26 protein-coding genes and 4 pseudogenes are annotated in these 18,595 nt (G+C 54.5%); 11 read left to right on the forward strand and 19 right to left on the reverse strand.

What is annotated here, in order from left to right; all coding sequences use genetic code 11:
* Positions 1–31: 31 nt before the first annotated feature.
* Positions 32–616, reverse strand: a complete 585-nt coding sequence (locus tag AB182_RS01550; RefSeq protein WP_047368860.1) for a recombinase family protein — start codon at positions 614–616, stop codon at positions 32–34.
* A 158-nt stretch (positions 617–774) separates the two neighbouring features.
* Here AB182_RS01550 and AB182_RS32835 point away from each other — a divergent pair.
* Both AB182_RS32835 and AB182_RS01560 read left to right on the forward strand, forming a co-directional pair.
* Positions 775–1,200, forward strand: a pseudogene (locus AB182_RS32835) (SprT-like domain-containing protein); the annotation flags it as partial.
* 174 nt (positions 1,201–1,374) lie between these two features.
* On the forward strand, positions 1,375–1,719 hold the full coding sequence (locus AB182_RS01560) for a phospholipase D-like domain-containing protein (protein ID WP_226852965.1): 345 nt from the start codon (positions 1,375–1,377) through the stop codon (positions 1,717–1,719).
* Here the strand turns inward: AB182_RS01560 and AB182_RS32475 are convergent.
* A complete protein-coding gene (locus tag AB182_RS32475; RefSeq protein WP_158276538.1) occupies positions 1,691–1,858 on the reverse strand; it encodes a hypothetical protein in 168 nt (55 codons plus the stop codon). The genes AB182_RS01560 and AB182_RS32475 overlap by 29 nt on opposite strands.
* A 447-nt stretch (positions 1,859–2,305) precedes the next feature.
* Between AB182_RS32475 and AB182_RS01565 the strand changes: the two genes are divergently transcribed.
* Both AB182_RS01565 and AB182_RS01570 read left to right on the forward strand, forming a co-directional pair.
* Positions 2,306–2,545 carry a hypothetical protein gene (locus AB182_RS01565; RefSeq protein ID WP_017694266.1) on the forward strand — a complete coding sequence of 80 codons (240 nt, stop codon included), beginning with the start codon at positions 2,306–2,308 and terminating at the stop codon, positions 2,543–2,545.
* Position 2,546: 1 nt separating this feature from the next.
* Complete coding sequence (locus AB182_RS01570; RefSeq protein WP_047368861.1) at positions 2,547–2,927, forward strand: HumD family translesion DNA polymerase; 381 nt, start codon at positions 2,547–2,549, stop codon at positions 2,925–2,927.
* A 307-nt stretch (positions 2,928–3,234) separates the two neighbouring features.
* Here AB182_RS01570 and AB182_RS01575 read toward each other — a convergent pair whose 3' ends face one another.
* From AB182_RS01575 to AB182_RS01590, 5 genes and pseudogenes are all read right to left on the reverse strand, one after another.
* Positions 3,235–3,777, reverse strand: coding sequence for a stationary phase growth adaptation protein (locus AB182_RS01575; RefSeq protein ID WP_047368862.1), 543 nt, complete (start codon positions 3,775–3,777; stop codon positions 3,235–3,237).
* A gap of 551 nt (positions 3,778–4,328) precedes the next feature.
* Positions 4,329–4,826 (reverse strand): GNAT family N-acetyltransferase, encoded by a 498-nt coding sequence (locus tag AB182_RS01580; RefSeq protein ID WP_047368863.1) that lies wholly within the window; start codon positions 4,824–4,826, stop codon positions 4,329–4,331.
* Positions 4,827–4,896: 70 nt separating this feature from the next.
* Positions 4,897–5,031 (reverse strand): annotated as a pseudogene (locus AB182_RS29925) (IS1 family transposase); the annotation flags it as partial.
* 16 nt (positions 5,032–5,047) lie between these two features.
* A protein-coding gene (locus tag AB182_RS01585; RefSeq protein ID WP_223883544.1) for an IS1 family transposase occupies positions 5,048–5,745 on the reverse strand; the annotation gives its coding sequence in 2 pieces (ribosomal slippage) (positions 5,048–5,496 and positions 5,496–5,745; 699 coding nt in all).
* A 28-nt stretch (positions 5,746–5,773) separates the two neighbouring features.
* Positions 5,774–6,397 (reverse strand): annotated as a pseudogene (locus AB182_RS01590) (IS3 family transposase); the annotation flags it as partial.
* A gap of 113 nt (positions 6,398–6,510) precedes the next feature.
* On the opposite strand from AB182_RS01590, the gene AB182_RS29935 reads away from it, so the two are divergent.
* Positions 6,511–6,939 carry a GFA family protein gene (locus AB182_RS29935; RefSeq protein WP_071845816.1) on the forward strand — a complete coding sequence of 143 codons (429 nt, stop codon included), beginning with the start codon at positions 6,511–6,513 and terminating at the stop codon, positions 6,937–6,939.
* Between the two features lie 819 nt (positions 6,940–7,758).
* On the opposite strand, the gene AB182_RS01595 is transcribed toward AB182_RS29935, so the two are convergent.
* The 10 genes from AB182_RS01595 to merR form a co-directional block, all read right to left on the reverse strand.
* A complete protein-coding gene (locus AB182_RS01595) occupies positions 7,759–8,763 on the reverse strand; it encodes an IS110-like element IS5075 family transposase (RefSeq protein WP_000427614.1) in 1,005 nt (334 codons plus the stop codon).
* Positions 8,764–8,841: 78 nt separating this feature from the next.
* Entirely contained in the window at positions 8,842–9,399 is a 558-nt protein-coding gene (locus AB182_RS01600) for a recombinase family protein (protein ID WP_003100847.1), read from the reverse strand.
* Positions 9,393–9,764: a hypothetical protein gene (locus AB182_RS01605; protein ID WP_003100853.1), complete on the reverse strand. Its 372-nt coding sequence runs from the start codon at positions 9,762–9,764 to the stop codon at positions 9,393–9,395. The genes AB182_RS01600 and AB182_RS01605 overlap by 7 nt, the downstream gene beginning before the upstream one ends.
* Positions 9,761–10,261, reverse strand: coding sequence for a hypothetical protein (locus AB182_RS01610; protein ID WP_003100856.1), 501 nt, complete (start codon positions 10,259–10,261; stop codon positions 9,761–9,763). The genes AB182_RS01605 and AB182_RS01610 overlap by 4 nt, the downstream gene beginning before the upstream one ends.
* Positions 10,258–10,584, reverse strand: coding sequence for a hypothetical protein (locus AB182_RS01615; RefSeq protein ID WP_003100858.1), 327 nt, complete (start codon positions 10,582–10,584; stop codon positions 10,258–10,260). The genes AB182_RS01610 and AB182_RS01615 overlap by 4 nt, the downstream gene beginning before the upstream one ends.
* A 254-nt stretch (positions 10,585–10,838) precedes the next feature.
* Positions 10,839–11,195, reverse strand: coding sequence for a cupin domain-containing protein (locus AB182_RS01620; protein ID WP_000215515.1), 357 nt, complete (start codon positions 11,193–11,195; stop codon positions 10,839–10,841).
* Positions 11,185–11,586, reverse strand: coding sequence for a HepT-like ribonuclease domain-containing protein (locus AB182_RS01625; RefSeq protein ID WP_001293886.1), 402 nt, complete (start codon positions 11,584–11,586; stop codon positions 11,185–11,187). Before AB182_RS01625 ends, AB182_RS01620 begins: the two co-directional genes overlap by 11 nt.
* Complete coding sequence (locus tag AB182_RS01630; RefSeq protein WP_001247892.1) at positions 11,583–11,873, reverse strand: nucleotidyltransferase family protein; 291 nt, start codon at positions 11,871–11,873, stop codon at positions 11,583–11,585. The genes AB182_RS01625 and AB182_RS01630 overlap by 4 nt, the downstream gene beginning before the upstream one ends.
* 448 nt (positions 11,874–12,321) lie before the next feature.
* Positions 12,322–13,326, reverse strand: coding sequence for an IS110-like element IS5075 family transposase (locus tag AB182_RS01635; RefSeq protein WP_000427614.1), 1,005 nt, complete (start codon positions 13,324–13,326; stop codon positions 12,322–12,324).
* Positions 13,327–13,425: 99 nt separating this feature from the next.
* Positions 13,426–13,860 carry an Hg(II)-responsive transcriptional regulator gene (gene merR, locus AB182_RS01640; protein ID WP_000429838.1) on the reverse strand — a complete coding sequence of 145 codons (435 nt, stop codon included), beginning with the start codon at positions 13,858–13,860 and terminating at the stop codon, positions 13,426–13,428.
* 71 nt (positions 13,861–13,931) lie between these two features.
* Here merR and merT point away from each other — a divergent pair, with 71 nt between their 5' ends.
* The 6 genes from merT to merE are packed head-to-tail and all read left to right on the forward strand — an operon-like array spanning position 13,932 to position 17,079.
* Positions 13,932–14,282: a mercuric ion transporter MerT gene (merT, locus tag AB182_RS01645; protein WP_001294667.1), complete on the forward strand. Its 351-nt coding sequence runs from the start codon at positions 13,932–13,934 to the stop codon at positions 14,280–14,282.
* Between the two features lie 15 nt (positions 14,283–14,297).
* Entirely contained in the window at positions 14,298–14,573 is a 276-nt protein-coding gene (gene merP / locus AB182_RS01650) for a mercury resistance system periplasmic binding protein MerP (protein WP_000735441.1), read from the forward strand.
* Between the two features lie 2 nt (positions 14,574–14,575).
* Positions 14,576–14,821: a mercury resistance system transport protein MerF gene (merF, locus tag AB182_RS01655; protein WP_000654684.1), complete on the forward strand. Its 246-nt coding sequence runs from the start codon at positions 14,576–14,578 to the stop codon at positions 14,819–14,821.
* Positions 14,818–16,464: a mercury(II) reductase gene (gene merA / locus AB182_RS01660; RefSeq protein ID WP_000136268.1), complete on the forward strand. Its 1,647-nt coding sequence runs from the start codon at positions 14,818–14,820 to the stop codon at positions 16,462–16,464. Before merF ends, merA begins: the two co-directional genes overlap by 4 nt.
* A gap of 16 nt (positions 16,465–16,480) precedes the next feature.
* On the forward strand, positions 16,481–16,846 hold the full coding sequence (gene merD, locus AB182_RS01665; protein ID WP_003465059.1) for a mercury resistance co-regulator MerD: 366 nt from the start codon (positions 16,481–16,483) through the stop codon (positions 16,844–16,846).
* Positions 16,843–17,079 (forward strand): broad-spectrum mercury transporter MerE, encoded by a 237-nt coding sequence (gene merE, locus AB182_RS01670; RefSeq protein ID WP_001087809.1) that lies wholly within the window; start codon positions 16,843–16,845, stop codon positions 17,077–17,079. The genes merD and merE overlap by 4 nt, the downstream gene beginning before the upstream one ends.
* A gap of 52 nt (positions 17,080–17,131) precedes the next feature.
* Here the strand turns inward: merE and AB182_RS33430 are convergent.
* Both AB182_RS33430 and AB182_RS01675 read right to left on the reverse strand, forming a co-directional pair.
* Positions 17,132–17,251, reverse strand: a pseudogene (locus AB182_RS33430) (recombinase family protein); the annotation flags it as partial.
* Between the two features lie 270 nt (positions 17,252–17,521).
* Complete coding sequence (locus tag AB182_RS01675; protein ID WP_000427614.1) at positions 17,522–18,526, reverse strand: IS110-like element IS5075 family transposase; 1,005 nt, start codon at positions 18,524–18,526, stop codon at positions 17,522–17,524.
* Positions 18,527–18,595 lie beyond the last annotated feature (69 nt).

Genomic DNA, 18,595 nt, shown 5'->3' on the forward strand with positions numbered 1-18,595 from the left:
TTTGCCCCTTCAGGCTATAAAATCATCCGGATTAACAGGATGAACTTGCCGCCTTTATTCTGTGAATAGTTTGCCGCGTCGTACTGAACTGACGGGCAATAGCACTGATGCTGTCTCCGGCTTTCAGACGGATGATCACCGCCTGCCGTTGTTCTTCATTCAATGCAGGTGGACGCCCGAAGCGTTTTCCTGCTGCCTTTGCCCTGGCAATACCAGAATGAGTACGTTCAAGAAGCAAGTCACGTTCGAATTCGGCCACCGCCGAAATCACCTGCATGGTCATTTTCCCCGCCGGGCTGGTAAGATCAACACCGCCCAGCGCCAGGCAGTGAACCCGAATGTCTGACTTTGCCAGCTGTTCCACGGTCTTTCGTACGTCCATCGCATTGCGTCCCAGACGGTCAAGTTTGGTGACAATCAGTACGTCGCCATTTTCCATACGGTCAAGTAGTCTGGCGAAACCGGGGCGTTCGCTGGCGGCCACTGAACCGCTGATATGTTCTTCGACCAGTCGCTGAGGTCTGACGGCAAAACCGGCGGCTTCAATTTCCCGGCGCTGGTTTTCAGTGGTCTGTTCCAGGGTGGATACACGGCAGTAAGCAAAAACTCGTGACATGGCATAATTTTATGTACGAAATGGATGTACGAATTATAACGCATGTACGAAACTAATTTCACTAAGTTTTGGACAGGTACTGTAAGCAGTGTACGAAAACGCTCGCTTTCGGATATCAGCAAATGTCGTGAAATTGCGCGTTCGCTCCCGTTGGGCCAATTAAGGCATACAGTGAGCTTCAACAGGCTTATGACTGGTTCAATCTTTCCCTCTTTGATAAGGCTCTGCCGGATCTGCTGATTACGTTACAGCGCGGTCGTAACACCTTTGGTTATTTCGCGCCTGAACGCTTCACAGGGGAATCCAGCGTATCGGAGCTGGCGATGAATCCCGATTACTTCGGTGGCCGATACTCTGTCAACACTGGTGCATGAAATGGTGCACGTGTGGCAGCATTACGCCCCGTTAAAAAATGCCGGGGCGGCTATCATGATCGTGTATGGGGCGCGAAGATGGAGGAAGTCGGGCTTATGCCATCAAATACCGGCTTACCTGGCGGGAAAAAGAACGGGCAGCAGATGACGCACTACATTATCAGTCCATCATGGCGAGCCACCTGCTGGCTATCAGCGATAAAAAATGGCGGTACGCGTTTTACGTCGCCCCGGACGAGGCGAAAAAGCGCGCCCTGAAGATTATTTTCGACAGCATCGCCAGCGTGATCGTGAAAAACCAGCATGTGCAACTGGAGGCAAAACACCGCGACGTTTTCCGCTTTTACACCCTCGATGAACTGAAAAGCCTGGAGCTGGACAACTATGCGTAAAACCACCCTTCTGGTGCTGGCCGCCGCCCTCTGCGTGCCCGTGTTCGCCACCGCCGCGCCCGTCCTGACGGCGGGTTTTTCGCCGTCTGACGGGCGCCCTGCTCTTGAAATTGTGCTCGGCGCCATAAACAACGCCAGGCAGAGCATTGACGTCGCGGCCTACAGCTTCACCAGTAAGCCGGTCGCGACGGCGCTCGCCGGTGCTAACCGGCGCGGCGTGGCCGTGCGCGTGGTGGCCGACGAAAAGGCGAACAGCGACCGCTACACCGCCGTGACGTATCTGATAAACCAGGGCGTGCCGGTGCACCTTAACGGCCGTTGCCCTCGATGTCGCTGATCAGTTTAACCACCGCCGTTTTGACGGTTTTGATTTCAGGAAATTTCGTTTTTGGGGAGCCTGACTGCTCCAGCGGGGATACGCTGGTCGCCGGTGCAGCTTTAGGGGCGGTTGTCGGGGTGTGCAGTTTCATCGTCATGGTCGTTTCTCCGTCAGTGTGAATTTCGTCTTCGTATCACCTGACGGTTCGGCCTGCCCGGAGTCGTTCTGGTCAGCAAGGGCGCGCAGCGTGCCATTTACCCTTGCTGACCAGGTTGTGACGGGGGACGATTACCGGAAGCTGATACGCAGGAGAAAGGCATCACAGGAGAAAATGACGATGTGCACACCCGGACTTACCGCCCCTTTAGCTGCACGGGTGAAACCGCCTTTCAGCGTCCGGAGGACAGGTAAAAAAAAGCACTGACGACGTCAGTGCTGCCTTTGTGGCGTGCGGTGTTACACTGCCACAGCCGGTCAGTTCGCCCTTCCTGAATCCGGGGGCGGTTTGTTTTCGGGGATGTTCTGACCGGCACTTCCCCATCACTTGCAGAAATTCCACCGCCCTTTATACTGTATGTATATACAGTATAAAGAGGTTAATCTGATGCCACGACGCTATGAAATTGACGCTGCCTGGCGTGCGGCCATCACCCGCGAACAGGATGGCCGTCAGACCGTAACGACCGCAGCCTTTGTCCGGGAGCTGCACAAGTTCAACTGGCACTGGACGCCCCGCCAGGCTAACCAGTGGATAGAAACGTATGTAACGGTGTTCCGGGACGTCTCCCCTAATGAGGGAGAAAACCGGACGTTCCAGCTGTTTAATCCGAACGGAGGGCGCTGATATGGGGTTTCCATCACCGGCAATGGATTACCAGGAAAGTCGCCTCTCGCTGGACAGCTACTGTAAAACCGGGCGTCCGGGCGTGTTCCTGTTCCGCAGCGACTGCATCTCATTCCGGGAGGGCATCAGGCAGGATTCGCTGCTGATCGTGGATTTCGGCGCGCGGCCGGTTGACGGCTCCCTGGTGCTCTGTGTGCTGGAAGATGAATTCCGGATCATGCGACTGCGTCTCCATCCGACCAGATATCTACAGGAGCTGGACAGGCCGGAGAACGTCCGCGCCCTGCCGGATAATGAGGATGAAGGTATCGAGATCTGGGGCGTGGTGACGCACATTGTCACCGATGCCAGAACAGGCGAGTTCGACGATAGACCAGTTTAGACTTTAGGTTCTATCAGCTTAGTACCCGCAACAACCCGCAACTGGTAAGGGCTGCAAGAGACCGATAAGAAGTTAGCCTGTAACCGCTAAAAGTAACCTTAAGTTGATCAACCAGTATTAGGGTAGTATTATTACTTCACGGAAGAGTGAAGTCTTCCGTAAGGATGCAGCAGACTGAAGCAATTCAGACATCCCGCAACCAGCGTTAGTAAGCAGTTCCTATCACTGGTCCAGGCCAAGTCCGGTAATGGCGCTCTGAATACCAGGTTTAACTACCTGGCGAAACCCACCCTAGAGGTGGGTTTTGTTATTTTGGGGGTTGAGGAAGTGGCTTTCCTGTAAGCAGGTTGTGCGCAATGACGAAGAAACTAACCGATTTTCCGCGTGAAGTTATTTCCACCGGGTAAGCGCTACTGATGTGAAGGCGCAGTTTTTTCTTCTCCCGGAACGCTTTAAAAGCCACAAAATAATGTTCCGTCTCGCCGTTCGCGAGTTGAACCTCAACCGTGGCATAACTCCCGTAACCCGCGTGGATCACTTTTCTTTGCCCCAGCGTTTCTATAATACCCCGCAGATGTTGCCTGGCGAGCTGGTAGCGACGTTCGCAGAATGGACGGCTCTCCTTCACGGCATGATACATCAACGCCGCTTTATCCTCATCTGACTGGTACTCGTAATCCTTACAGAAACAATGACATGAATATGTGACGAGAAAACGATAAACCTTGTCCGGCTTGCCGGGTGCGGTATGCGTATACGTCACCTCATGAGCATCGAGGAAGGATAGATCACGCGTTTCACCGTCCGGGTGCGCAAAATCTTTCCATTTAGTTACTTCGCTGATGTTCACTACCGGCTTCCGTGGGAGTTATCGGGGAAAAACATTATATAGGAATCGTCATTGTACTGACGTTATTCTCACTAACACAAAGATAAAGCATCGGGAAACCTAGACATACAGGTGGGTGGTCCAGTTATCCCGTACTTATCCCCTGATTCTGTGGATAATCAATATATGGTATCCAAACCAGCTGCGACTGCTACCGTATATAGTGTCTCCTGCTGCCGTTCGAACCGTCCCCGCCCCATCATGGACAAAATGTGCTTTCGAAGTGAAAAATTCCTCAAAAACGCCTCGATTTAACATAATGGACGTTATCGGCACCACGCGATCAGGGTTCGTCCTGAAATGCCCTTCAATCTCCTAAAAGATCATCTTTTTAGAGTCATTTACGGCTATTTTTTTGTTGCTAATTTGTTAACAAAATCAAGTTTCCGGTTTCGCTTCGATTTTGCGTCAAAAGCCCCCCTTTTTAGTGATTATGGTGTGTTAGGGGTCTGACGCTCAGTGAAACGAAAACTCACGTTAAGCAATGTTTTCTTGTTACGGTGTCACGTCATTTATAACAAAGGTCTTCTGATCAAAACCTGAGTTCCTGATGGCAATACAGCATCGAGTGTAAATCCTCGCCTCTTGAGCATCTCGGCCATTTGTGACGAAGATGAGAAGCATCTGGCTTCAAGTGGATGTTTGGCAAAAAGGTGGAGAAAGTCAGACAGGAATTGTGAAGCGATACCATCCCCTCGAAACTTTTCTCCTACGCCAAAAGCCTTTATCTCAAGAAATAAAAATCCATTCGGGGCGGCCTGTGTCTGGAACCAGATATAACCAACAGGCTTATCTGTATGAAGCTCGGCTAGAATGTAAATATAGTCGGCCATTTCCGTACCTGACTCAATCATCGAAATAGTTTTTCTAAGGCTCTCTACAAGCCCGTTAAATGATACCGGGTCTAGTAATTCCTTCGCATAATGCCCTGCTCGCGCTCCTTCCTTAAGTTCATCTGTTATAAATTGAAGGTCATCCAGTTTTATACCTCTTGAATACAATTCAATCATTGGTAACAACTCCTAGTAATCTTAAAATGACGTAATCCTATACCTAACATAACACGGTAATGACTCCAACTTACTGATAGTGTTTTATGTTCAGATAATGCCCGATGACTTTGTCATGCAGCTCCACCGATTTTGAGAACGACAGTGACTTCCTGCCCAGCCTTGCCAGATGCTGCCTCAGATTCAGGTTATGCCGCTCAATGCGCGGTAATGACTCCAACTTACTGATAGTGTTTTATGTTCAGATAATGCCCGATGACTTTGTCATGCAGCTCCACCGATTTTGAGAACGACAGTGACTTCCTGCCCAGCCTTGCCAGATGCTGCCTCAGATTCAGGTTATGCCGCTCAATGCGCTGCGTATATCGCTTGCTGATAACGTGCAGTTCTCCCTTCAGGCGTGATTCATAAAGCGGCCAGCCATCCGTCATCCATACCACGACCTCAAAGGCCGACAGCAGGCCCAGAAGACGCTCCAGCGTGGCCAACGTGCGTTCACCGAATACGTGCGCCACAACCGTCCTCCGTATCCTGTCATACGCGTAAAACAACCAGCGCTGGCGTGATTTAGCGCCGACGTAACCCCACTGTTCGTCCATTTCCGCGCAAATAATGACGTCACTGCCCGGTTGTATGCGTGAGTTTACCGACTGCGGCCTGAGTTTTTTAAGTGTCGTAAAATCGTGTTGAGGCCAACGCCCATAATGCGTGCACTGGCGCGACATCCGACGCCATTCATGGCCATATCAATAATTTTCTGGTGTGTACCGGGCTGAGAGGCGGTGTAAGTGAACTGTAGCTGCCATGTTTTACGGCAGTGAGAGCAGAGATAGCGCTGATGTCCGGCAGTACTTTTACCGTTACGCACCACGCCTTCAGTAGCTGAGCAGGAGGGACAACTGATGGAGATGGAAGCCACGGGAGCACCTCAAAAACACCATCGTACACTAAATCAGTAAGTTGGCACCATTACCGGTTTGTTTACCTTCACATTTTCCATTCCGCCACCGTGCTGCAAACTCTGATGGCGTCTGATAATTCAGTGCTGAATGTGGACGACACTCGTTATAATCCTGCCGCCAGTTATTAATGATTTTCCTTGCATGAACGATATCGCTGAACCAGTGCTCATTCAGACATTCATCGCGAAATCGTCCGTTAAAGCTCTCAATAAATCCGTTCTGCGTTGGCTTGCCCGGCTGGATTAAGCGCAACTCAACACCATGCTCAAAAGCCCATTGATCCAGTGCGCGGCAAGTGAACTCCGGCCCCTGGTCAGTTCTTATTGTCGCCGGATAGCCTCGAAACAGTGCAATGCTGTCCAGAATACGCGTGACCTGAACGCCTGAAATCCCGAATGCGATGGTCATTGTCAGACACTCCTTCGTGAAGTCGTCCACACAGGTCAGGCACTTGATCCTGCGACCGGTGGCCAGTGCGTCCATGACAAAATCCATCGACCAGGTCAGGTTGGGCGCCGCCGGACGGAGCAGCGGCAGACGTTCTGTTGCCAGCCCTTTACGACGTCGCCTGCGTTTTACGCCCAGCCCGCTCAGATGATAAAGGCGGTATTCAGACCGACTGATAGCTGATTTTGAGTTGCCAAAAAGAGCGCTCCTATTCAGTACAAAAAAGATGGTAATGTTTCATAAAATCTCTTAGGCCTTGCAGGAATGGTTTTGAAATGAATGGATCTTGTTTGTGTGGAACAATTGAATTTGAACTTACTCATAAACCAGCAGTGTTTTATCGTTGTCATTGCTCGCTATGCAGAAAGCAGAGCGGCGTAGGTTACAATCTCGCCACACTAGTCAAAGACAGCGAGTTTCGCTGGATTAAAGGGGAAAATTGCATTGCTTCATGGTCTAAGCCAACGGGGTACCGTACAGATTTTTGCAATGTATGTGGCTCAACTGTGCCTAACAGTCTGCGAGACGTACCTTATGTCTGGGTTCCTGTCGGTTTAATTGACGAACGTCTTGAAATGGAATGTGCAGGAGACTTCTGCACTGATGATGCAATGCCCTGGGATGAAACCCGCTCACCTAGTTGTCACGCTGGACCTGTCAAGTCGCTAGCCTCGCTTTTAAAGTACCTGAAACTCAATTCCTGAGCGTCAGCATTTGGCACAAAGCAGACATTAAAGACTACAGCATCGGATGCCGCGTTAGCGGCATGGAGGCGCCAGATGAAGCTGCATGTATCAGTGGAGTCAAATGGCGCCGAAAGCCCGGCGTAGCCGGTTACCTGGCTATAAATTCTGCCACCCTTCCCCCTGCCCTGATTAGCCTTAACCCGCTTACAGCAATGAAGAAGTTAAAGTAATCCCTTTTAACCCCGGTGAGCGGGCTTTACGGCGTTTACGACGTAAAGGGCGTGATTTCCGGGGCCTTAGCGGCGGCAGCTTGCTGCTGACGCTTAGGGGGATGTTCTTCAGTTATTTCAGCAACACCAGGGAACTTAACACGGTAGCTGCTAAGCCATACCCGCTATAAACGCGCTGCGTAACAAAGGGCATTCGACAGATAAAATGGCGGTGGTGTTTGCGGGGGTAAGTGAAAGTGAGAGTGAATATCGCGCGGCGCTGGAATACCTGCAACCCTGCGGCGTTCCCGTCATTCCGGGCGCTATTCCTTTTCTGACATCGTTCAGCCAGGGGTCGTCTCAGAAAACGGAATCTATGGTCACTCCCGTTTTTGCAACACCGATTTTGACGACAAGTTGGCTTGCTTGAATCTATCCGGCGTCTGAATGGGATTTTATTCCCGCGCCTCGATGAGTTCCGCGCCTGATGAACCTCCAGAAAATATACGGCTTCAATGAGCCTTTCCGTTTTACAGGTTCCTCAACAGGCCGGTGGGCCGTTAGTATCATCAATATCAGTATTCGCAAAACCAGATGAATGATTGTTTAAACTGGTGTATTTCTGCCTTTATGCTTCGTAAGTTTGCTGTCGCGCCGTCAGTGCCCAGGCTATTCTGGCCAGCTTGTTTGCCAGAGCACAGGTGACGACAAAGTTGCTTTTCCGACACAACAACTCCCTGACCCAGTCGGCCAACTTGCCAGACTGGTGTTCCAGTTTTTGTATGAATACCCTGGCACACTGAACCAACAAAGTTCGGATCTTTTTGTTGCCCCGCTTGCTAATCCCTAACAATGTCGTCCGACCTCCCGTGCTGTACTGTCGGGGTACCAGCCCTGTTGCCGCCGCAAAGTCACGGCTGCTGGCGTACTGCTTCCCGTCGCCAATCTCAGTTGAAATAGTACTGGCAGTCAGCGTTCCAACGCAGGGAATACTCAGCAAGCGCTGTCCAACCTCATCTTCGTCCAACTTTCGTTTCAACTGAGATTCCAGATCTTTAATCTGCTCAACAAGATAGTGATAATGCTGTTGTAATTTCAGCAGTAACTGGCTGAGATAAAGAGGCAAACTACTGTCCTCAAGAAGGGTACTCAGTCGACTAATAACGGCAGCACCTCGCGGAACGCTGATACCAAATTCCAGCAGAAAAGCATGCATCTGATTAGTTGTTTTCACCTTATCCTGAACCAGGGATTCACGGACACGATGCAGAGCTCGCATTGCCTGCTGAGATTCGGTTCTGGGCTGCACGAAACGCATAGATGGACGTGATGCTGCTTCACAGATAGCTTCAGCATCAACGAAGTCATTTTTGTTGCTTTTAACGAATGGGCGGACAAATTGCGGTGATATCAGCTTTGGAAAATGCCCTAACTCTGCCAGCTTGCGTGCCATAAAGTGAGAACCGCCACAGGCTTCCATCGCGATGGTTGTTGCCGGGCATGTCGCCAGAAATTCGATTAGCTTTGGTCGGGTGAATTTTTTACGGTAAACGGCCTTCCCACGATGATCCTGACAATGAATATGGAAAGAGTTCTTACCCAGATCGATACCAATAAGCGCAATGTTTTCCATGATGGTTCTCCGAATGAAAGCCTGTCCTCAGCATAGTACTGGGAAGGAGGGAGTGACCATCTCATTAAATAAAGCACGCTAAGCGTGCGTGGAGGCTGGCACCCAGCGGTACAGCGTCGGAATGGACACGCCGAGGTTCTTGGCCACGTCCTTGGGCGGCACCCCGCTGGCCAGCAGCTTCTTGGCCGACTCGATCTTGCTGTCGGTCATCTTCGGCTTGCGGCCGCCTTTGCGGCCGAGCTGCTTGGCGACTTCCAGCCCGGCGCGGGTGCGCTCGACGGTCAGCTCGCGCTCCATTTCGGCAAGGCTCGCCATGACGTGGAAGAAGAACCGCCCGGATGGTGTGCCGGTGTCGATGGAGTCGGTGAGGCTCCTGAACTGGACACCGTGCTTGTGCAGATCGCCGACCAGATCGACCAGTTGCTTGACCGACCGGCCCAGCCGGTCGAGCTTCCAGACGACCAAAGTATCGCCTTCGCGCAGCATTTCGAGCGTCTTGGCCAAGCCAGGCCGGTCTGCCCGCGTGCCACTCACCTTGTCCTCGAAGACCTTTTTACATCCGGCCTTGCTCAAGGCTTCGCGTTGCAGCTCCAGGTTCTGATCCTGCGTCGAGACGCGCGCATAGCCAATCAACATGGCTTGTCTCGCGCCCGGTCGATGCGTTCCTGCATCGCCTGCATCACTTCTTCGTGGGTGTACGATCTGGCGTTGGCGTCGGTGGCTTGCCGCAGGGCTTCCTCAACCTCGCGCGTCATCCGCTCGTAATCCTCCGGCCACAGCGCTTGCTCCATGCGCAGCGACGCCTGACCCAGCAGGTGCAGCAGGCTGAACAGCCGCATGTCGTTGGTGGCGACGATGCGCTCCCGAATCTGCTCCTGAATAGCTTCGCTAGCCCGATGCGCTTGTGGTGTGGCAGTCCCCTCGTAGTCAGCGGGGAATTCCGCTTCCTCGGCAATCCTTGCCCAGGCGCTGGCCAGCGCCTCGATGGTTGACGTGCTCATTTCCGCCGCTCCTGTGCTCTTTGGCGAATCAACCGGCCAAGGGGCCTCGACGCGAAAACCAGCAGCATCACGCCTATCGGATACCAGGTCGAGAAGACCACCAAGGCATCGAAGGCTGGCCGTCCGGTGTTGGTAGGCAGTACGGCGGTCACAGCCATCAACCCGCCGACCGTCCAGATGATGCGCCACACGTAGGGCATCACGCGGGGCACGTAGCCGTCATCGAAAGCGGTCTGGTAGTAGCGGCGCAGGCCGCGCTCGGCAAGCGCCTGGCGCTGCCGCTCCGACAGCGCATCCGTCCGGCCATACCAGCGCCGGAATGGTGGACAGCGCAGCAGCAAAGGGGTGAAGAGGATCATCACCGCCACGATCGCGACACCCCACGCCATGACGGCGCCGGCATCGGGCCGCTTGGCGTTCTCGATCACGGGCGCGAAGACGCCCGGAGCACCGATCATCCAGAACAGCGCAATGTGCTGATGGAAGGAGAGCTTCATTTGCTCATCCACTTGCGCAGCAGGCGCTTTTTCAGGGAGGCGCGTTCTTGCGGGTTGCGTCCCTTGTGATTGGCGATGCGATCCGCCGTGGCGGCCTGGCGCTTGACGGGCCAGTAGGAGCGGCCATCCTTGCCCATCGACCAGACGCTGCTGGCCTGGTTTTCCAGCAGGGGCAGATGGGCGCTCAGGGCTTCGGGCGACGCGCTGGTCAGCGCCGTGCGCTCACGGGTGCGCCAGCGCTGATGCCAGAGCTTCTTGTCCTCGCGCTCGCTGCCGCAGGTCGTGTGCCCGACGATGGGTGTTTTGCGGCGGCTGCGGCTCATAACGTAGTGGTCTCCAAGAACATTCAGGACTGATCCCAGGCGTCGATGGTCAAGACCTGATCGGCAGGACAGGCGGCTACGCGGTCGGGAACTGGATGGTGTTCAGTCTCATGCCGACCCCATTCGATTGATCGCGTCGCTTGCGGCACGCTGCGACGCAAGGAGGTTTGCGACCTGGTTTAGCAGCCGTGTCCGCTGCATGTCTGTTACCTATCTCCCCGACCGCTCATTGGACCAACTCCAGAGATTGGGCTCTATCGCTCAGCCAATACGAAACCGGCATTGGCTGATGCCACAACCGAGACTAACACAAATGGCTCGGTACCTGTATTTCGCGCCCCGTGCACTTGGCCCGGTCTTGCCACGGCTATCTCACCTTCCCTGAGGGCACGAACAATCCCATTGCCCTGAAAGTAATCAGCCATTCCCGACAAAACAGTCCACGTGTCTTGGCCGTGAGGATGAATGTGAGCCGCAATTTCCTGCCCGGGATGGACATGCCAAACCACGATAATTGAGTCTCGGGTTTCAAGCACAACGGAACGAATAGGCTCGCCTTCGGACGGCTGAACATACTCGGCTACAGAAAATATTCTCGATTCAACAGTCATCGGAGATCCCTCTTTCACAGTTGTCGTTACGGTCTTCATCGTCGGCATCCTGACGCACGGCGGGCAATTGCTGGAGCAACGCCGGCAGCCATTCCTGTACCGTCTCCCACACCACATCGAGGTTGATGTCGAAATAGCCGTGAGCCATGCGATTACGCATATTGCGCATGCTGCGCCACGGCACGTCGGCATGCGCCTGGGTGAACTCGACGTAGCCATCCATCACCTTTGTGGCCGCCTCGCCGATGACGATCAGGCTCATGATGACGGCCTGCTGGGTGCGCTTGTCGGCCAAGAAGTCGTCCTTGGCCATCCCTTCCACGAAGCTGCGCGCATCGGTTGCGGCCTGCTGAATGTGGTCGAGGTAATCGGGCAGGCGGTTCTCGCTCATATCGGTTGCGCCTCCGCGAGCACCTTGGCCCGGAACTTCGGCGGCAGGTCGCCGGGAGTCAGCAGATCGACGTCAACGCCGAGCAGCGATTTCAGTTCTTCTTCCAAATCGCCCAAGTCCAACAACGTGGCACCGGGCAGCGCATCGACCAACAGGTCGAGGTCGCTGCCATCCCGGTCGGTGCCATGCAGCACCGAGCCGAAGACGCGCGGGTTCGCGGCGCGAAAGCGGCCTACCGCTTCACGCACTGCGCTTCGCTTCATGTCAAGCACAACAGACGGTCGCATGCGCATCCTTTCTTATCGAAACTCGTTGAGATGATATGCAATCAAGAATAGAATTTCAAGAACTATTTTCGAGAATCGCAATGCCTTGATTCCCGTGCCGCGCCGGTTGTCACTTTCAGAAGGCGACAGCACGAAATATCAAAAGTCGACCGCACGGTCTTTTCTGACGTTGGAGTCGCCTCAGAAAACGGAATCTATGGTCACTCCCGTTTTTGCAACACCGATTTTGACGACAAGTTGGCTTGCTTGAATCTATCCGGCGTCTGAATGGGATTTTATTCCCGCGCCTCGATGAGTTCCGCGCCTGATGAACCTCCAGAAAATATACGGCTTCAATGAGCCTTTCCGTTTTACAGGTTCCTCAACAGGCCGGTGGGCCGTTAGTATCATCAATATCAGTATTCGCAAAACCAGATGAATGATTGTTTAAACTGGTGTATTTCTGCCTTTATGCTTCGTAAGTTTGCTGTCGCGCCGTCAGTGCCCAGGCTATTCTGGCCAGCTTGTTTGCCAGAGCACAGGTGACGACAAAGTTGCTTTTCCGACACAACAACTCCCTGACCCAGTCGGCCAACTTGCCAGACTGGTGTTCCAGTTTTTGTATGAATACCCTGGCACACTGAACCAACAAAGTTCGGATCTTTTTGTTGCCCCGCTTGCTAATCCCTAACAATGTCGTCCGACCTCCCGTGCTGTACTGTCGGGGTACCAGCCCTGTTGCCGCCGCAAAGTCACGGCTGCTGGCGTACTGCTTCCCGTCGCCAATCTCAGTTGAAATAGTACTGGCAGTCAGCGTTCCAACGCAGGGAATACTCAGCAAGCGCTGTCCAACCTCATCTTCGTCCAACTTTCGTTTCAACTGAGATTCCAGATCTTTAATCTGCTCAACAAGATAGTGATAATGCTGTTGTAATTTCAGCAGTAACTGGCTGAGATAAAGAGGCAAACTACTGTCCTCAAGAAGGGTACTCAGTCGACTAATAACGGCAGCACCTCGCGGAACGCTGATACCAAATTCCAGCAGAAAAGCATGCATCTGATTAGTTGTTTTCACCTTATCCTGAACCAGGGATTCACGGACACGATGCAGAGCTCGCATTGCCTGCTGAGATTCGGTTCTGGGCTGCACGAAACGCATAGATGGACGTGATGCTGCTTCACAGATAGCTTCAGCATCAACGAAGTCATTTTTGTTGCTTTTAACGAATGGGCGGACAAATTGCGGTGATATCAGCTTTGGAAAATGCCCTAACTCTGCCAGCTTGCGTGCCATAAAGTGAGAACCGCCACAGGCTTCCATCGCGATGGTTGTTGCCGGGCATGTCGCCAGAAATTCGATTAGCTTTGGTCGGGTGAATTTTTTACGGTAAACGGCCTTCCCACGATGATCCTGACAATGAATATGGAAAGAGTTCTTACCCAGATCGATACCAATAAGCGCAATGTTTTCCATGATGGTTCTCCGAATGAAAGCCTGTCCTCAGCATAGTACTGGGAAGGAGGGAGTGACCATCTCATTAAATAAAGCACGCTAAGGCGTAGTTCCCTCGGGCTACACCGCGTCCGCACTGCGCGGTTCTTTCTTCCCTTGCAGTGACGCAATCAGCGGGCAGGAAACGTTCCCCTTCCGCGCATGGCAGGCGCACACCAAATCAGACAGCACGGCCTCCATGCGCGCCAGGTCAGCCATCCTCTCGCGCACGTCCTTGAGCTTGTGCTCGGCCAGGCTGCTGGCTTCCTCGCAATGGGTGCCATCCTCCAGCCGCAGCAGCTCGGCGATCTCATCCAGGCTGAAGCCCAACCGCTGGGCTGATTTCACGAAGCGCACCCGCGTTACATCCGTCTCGCCATAGCGGCGAATGCTGCCGTAAGGCTTGTCCGGTTCCGGGAGCAAGCCCTTGCGCTGATAGAACCGGATGGTCTCCACATTGACCCCGGCCGTCCTGGCGAAAACGCCAATGGTCAGGTTCTCCAAATTGTTTTCCATATCGCTTGACTCCGTACATAACTACGGAAGTAAGCTTAAGCTATCCAATTCAGATTCGAAAGGACAAACGTATGTCTGAACCTCAAAACGGGCGCGGCGCGCTCTTCACTGGCGGGCTGGCCGCCATCCTCGCCTCGGCTTGCTGCCTCGGGCCGCTGGTTCTGATCGCCTTGGGGTTCAGCGGCGCTTGGATCGGCAACTTGACGGTGTTGGAACCCTATCGCCCCATCTTTATCGGCGTGGCGCTGGTGGCGTTGTTCTTCGCCTGGCGGCGCATCTACCGGCCGTCAGCCGCCTGCAAACCGGGTGAGGTTTGCGCGATTCCCCAAGTGCGAGCTACTTACAAGCTCATTTTCTGGGGCGTGGCCGTGCTGGTTTTGGTCGCGCTCGGATTTCCCTACGTCGTGCCATTTTTCTATTGATCACAGGAGTTCACCATGAAAAAGCTGCTTTCCGCCCTTGCCCTCGCTGCCGTTGTTGCCCCCGTGTGGGCCGCCACCCAGACCGTTACGCTGTCCGTACCGGGCATGACCTGCTCGGCCTGTCCGATCACTGTCAAGAAGGCGATTTCCAAGGTCGATGGCGTCAGTAAAGTTGACGTGACCTTCGAGACGCGCGAAGCGGTGGTCACCTTCGATGATGCCAAGACCAGCGTGCAGAAACTGACCAAGGCTACCGAGGATGCGGGCTACCCATCATCAGTCAAGAACTGATCATGAAAGACCCGAAGACACTGCTGCGGGTCAGCATCATTGGCACAACCCTCGTGGCGCTGTGTTGCTTCACCCCTGTTCTGGTCATTTTGCTCGGTGTGGTCGGCTTGTCCGCGCTGACCGGCTATCTGGACTATGTGCTGCTGCCTGCGCTGGCGATTTTCATCGGCTTGACCATCTACGCCATCCAACGAAAACGCCAAGCCGATGCCTGCTGCACCCCGAAATTCAATGGAGTAAAAAAATGACCGAAATCACCGTGAATGGCATGACCTGCACATCCTGCGCCACCCATGTCAAAGATGCTTTGGAAAAGATTCCCGGCGTGAATGCCGCTGTGGTGTCCTATCCAGAAAGCCGCGCGCAAGTCATGGCAGACACCGCCGTGAGCCACAACCAACTGCTGGCCGCCATCGCCGCATTGGGTTATCAAGGCTCGATCCGGGTTGGTGATTTCAAAGATGAACCAAAAATCCGTGATGCACTTGAGGGCGCCGGTTTGCATATCGCCATCATTGGCAGCGGCGGGGCCGCGATGGCGGCGGCGCTGAAGGCCGTCGAGCAAGGCGCGACGGTCACGCTGATCGAACGCGGCACCATCGGCGGCACCTGCGTCAATATCGGCTGTGTGCCGTCCAAGATCATGATCCGCGCTGCCCATATTGCCCATCTGCGCCGGGAAAGTCCGTTCGACGGCGGTATTGCGGCAACTGTGCCTGCGATTGACCGCAGCAAACTGCTGGCCCAGCAGCAGGCCCGTGTCGATGAACTGCGGCACGCCAAATACGAAGGCATCCTGGACGGCAATCCAGCCATCACCGTTTTGCACGGTGAAGCGCGTTTCAAGGACGACCAGAGCCTGGTCGTCCGTTTGAACGAGGGTGGCGAGCGCGAGGTAACGTTCGACCGCTGCCTGGTCGCCACCGGTGCCAGTCCGGCCGTGCCGCCGATTCCGGGCCTGAAAGAGTCACCCTACTGGACTTCCACCGAAGCGCTTGTCAGCGACACCATTCCCGCACGCCTGGCCGTGATCGGTTCGTCGGTGGTGGCGTTGGAACTGGCGCAAGCCTTTGCCCGGCTCGGCAGCCAGGTCACGATCCTGGCACGCAGCACCTTGTTCTTCCGGGAAGACCCGGCCATCGGCGAGGCCGTGACAGCCGCTTTCCGCGCCGAGGGCATCGAGGTGCTGGAGCACACGCAAGCCAGCCAGGTCGCCCATGTGAACGGCGAATTCGTGCTGACCACCGGACACGGTGAATTGCGCGCTGACAAGTTGCTGGTTGCCACCGGTCGGGCACCGAATACGCGCAGCCTCGCGCTGGACGCGGCGGGGGTCACTGTCAATGCGCAAGGGGCCATCGTTATCGACCAAGGCATGCGCACGAGCAACCCGAACATCTACGCGGCCGGCGACTGCACCGACCAGCCGCAGTTCGTCTACGTGGCAGCGGCCGCCGGCACCCGTGCCGCGATCAACATGACCGGCGGCGACGCAGCCCTCAATCTGACCGCGATGCCGGCAGTGGTGTTCACCGACCCGCAAGTCGCCACCGTGGGCTACAGCGAGGCGGAAGCGCACCACGATGGCATCGAGACCGACAGTCGCACGCTGACACTCGACAACGTTCCGCGAGCGCTTGCCAACTTCGACACACGCGGCTTCATCAAGCTGGTCATCGAGGAAGGTAGCGGACGGCTCATCGGCGTGCAGGCGGTGGCCCCGGAAGCGGGCGAACTGATCCAGACGGCGGTGCTCGCCATCCGCAACCGCATGACGGTGCAGGAACTGGCCGACCAGTTGTTCCCCTACCTGACAATGGTCGAGGGGTTGAAGCTTGCGGCGCAGACCTTCAACAAGGACGTGAAGCAGCTTTCCTGCTGCGCTGGATAAAAAAAGGAGGTTTTCAATGAGCGCCTACACCGTGTCCCGGCTGGCCCTTGATGCCGGGGTGAGCGTGCATATCGTGCGCGACTACCTGCTGCGCGGATTGCTGCGTCCGGTGGCGTGCACCCCGGGCGGCTATGGCCTGTTCGATGATGCCGCCTTGCAACGGCTGTGCTTCGTGCGGGCGGCCTTCGAGGCGGGCATCGGCCTGGACGCGCTGGCGCGGCTGTGCCGGGCGCTGGATGCTGCGGACGGCGATGAAGCGGCCGCGCAGCTTGCCGTTCTGCGCCAGTTCGTCGAGCGTCGGCGCGAAGCGTTGGCCGATCTGGAGGTGCAGTTGGCCACCATGCCGACCGAGCCGGCACAGCACGCGGAGAGTCTGCCATGAACAGCCCCGAGCGCTTGCCGTCCGAGACGCACAAACCGATCACCGGCTACCTGTGGGGCGCGCTGGCCGTGCTCACCTGTCCCTGCCATTTGCCGATTCTCGCCATTGTGCTGGCCGGCACGACGGCCGGCGCGTTCATCGGAGAGTACTGGGGTATCGCAGCCCTCACGCTGACCGGTTTGTTCGTCCTGTCTGTGACACGACTGCTGCGGGCCTTCAAAGATCGATCATGAGCGCTTCCCATTGAGACAAACCACGCTGTCGCTACGTTGCCTCATGCCGGCATCAAATTCGGCTGAGTAGCTTCTCGCCATCTGGACGTAGCTCACCCTTGGGTGAAACATGCCGATACAGGGTCTGCCGCGTGACGCCAAGTTCCTGGCACAGGTCGCCGACCTTGGGGTCACCTCAGAAAACGGATCTATGGTCACTCCCGTTTTTGCAACACCGATTTTGACGACAAGTTGGCTTGCTTGAATCTATCCGGCGTCTGAATGGGATTTTATTCCCGCGCCTCGATGAGTTCCGCGCCTGATGAACCTCCAGAAAATATACGGCTTCAATGAGCCTTTCCGTTTTACAGGTTCCTCAACAGGCCGGTGGGCCGTTAGTATCATCAATATCAGTATTCGCAAAACCAGATGAATGATTGTTTAAACTGGTGTATTTCTGCCTTTATGCTTCGTAAGTTTGCTGTCGCGCCGTCAGTGCCCAGGCTATTCTGGCCAGCTTGTTTGCCAGAGCACAGGTGACGACAAAGTTGCTTTTCCGACACAACAACTCCCTGACCCAGTCGGCCAACTTGCCAGACTGGTGTTCCAGTTTTTGTATGAATACCCTGGCACACTGAACCAACAAAGTTCGGATCTTTTTGTTGCCCCGCTTGCTAATCCCTAACAATGTCGTCCGACCTCCCGTGCTGTACTGTCGGGGTACCAGCCCTGTTGCCGCCGCAAAGTCACGGCTGCTGGCGTACTGCTTCCCGTCGCCAATCTCAGTTGAAATAGTACTGGCAGTCAGCGTTCCAACGCAGGGAATACTCAGCAAGCGCTGTCCAACCTCATCTTCGTCCAACTTTCGTTTCAACTGAGATTCCAGATCTTTAATCTGCTCAACAAGATAGTGATAATGCTGTTGTAATTTCAGCAGTAACTGGCTGAGATAAAGAGGCAAACTACTGTCCTCAAGAAGGGTACTCAGTCGACTAATAACGGCAGCACCTCGCGGAACGCTGATACCAAATTCCAGCAGAAAAGCATGCATCTGATTAGTTGTTTTCACCTTATCCTGAACCAGGGATTCACGGACACGATGCAGAGCTCGCATTGCCTGCTGAGATTCGGTTCTGGGCTGCACGAAACGCATAGATGGACGTGATGCTGCTTCACAGATAGCTTCAGCATCAACGAAGTCATTTTTGTTGCTTTTAACGAATGGGCGGACAAATTGCGGTGATATCAGCTTTGGAAAATGCCCTAACTCTGCCAGCTTGCGTGCCATAAAGTGAGAACCGCCACAGGCTTCCATCGCGATGGTTGTTGCCGGGCATGTCGCCAGAAATTCGATTAGCTTTGGTCGGGTGAATTTTTTACGGTAAACGGCCTTCCCACGATGATCCTGACAATGAATATGGAAAGAGTTCTTACCCAGATCGATACCAATAAGCGCAATGTTTTCCATGATGGTTCTCCGAATGAAAGCCTGTCCTCAGCATAGTACTGGGAAGGAGGGAGTGACCATCTCATTAAA

It is taken from the genome of Phytobacter ursingii (assembly GCF_001022135.1).
Lineage (GTDB): Bacteria > Pseudomonadota > Gammaproteobacteria > Enterobacterales > Enterobacteriaceae > Phytobacter > Phytobacter ursingii.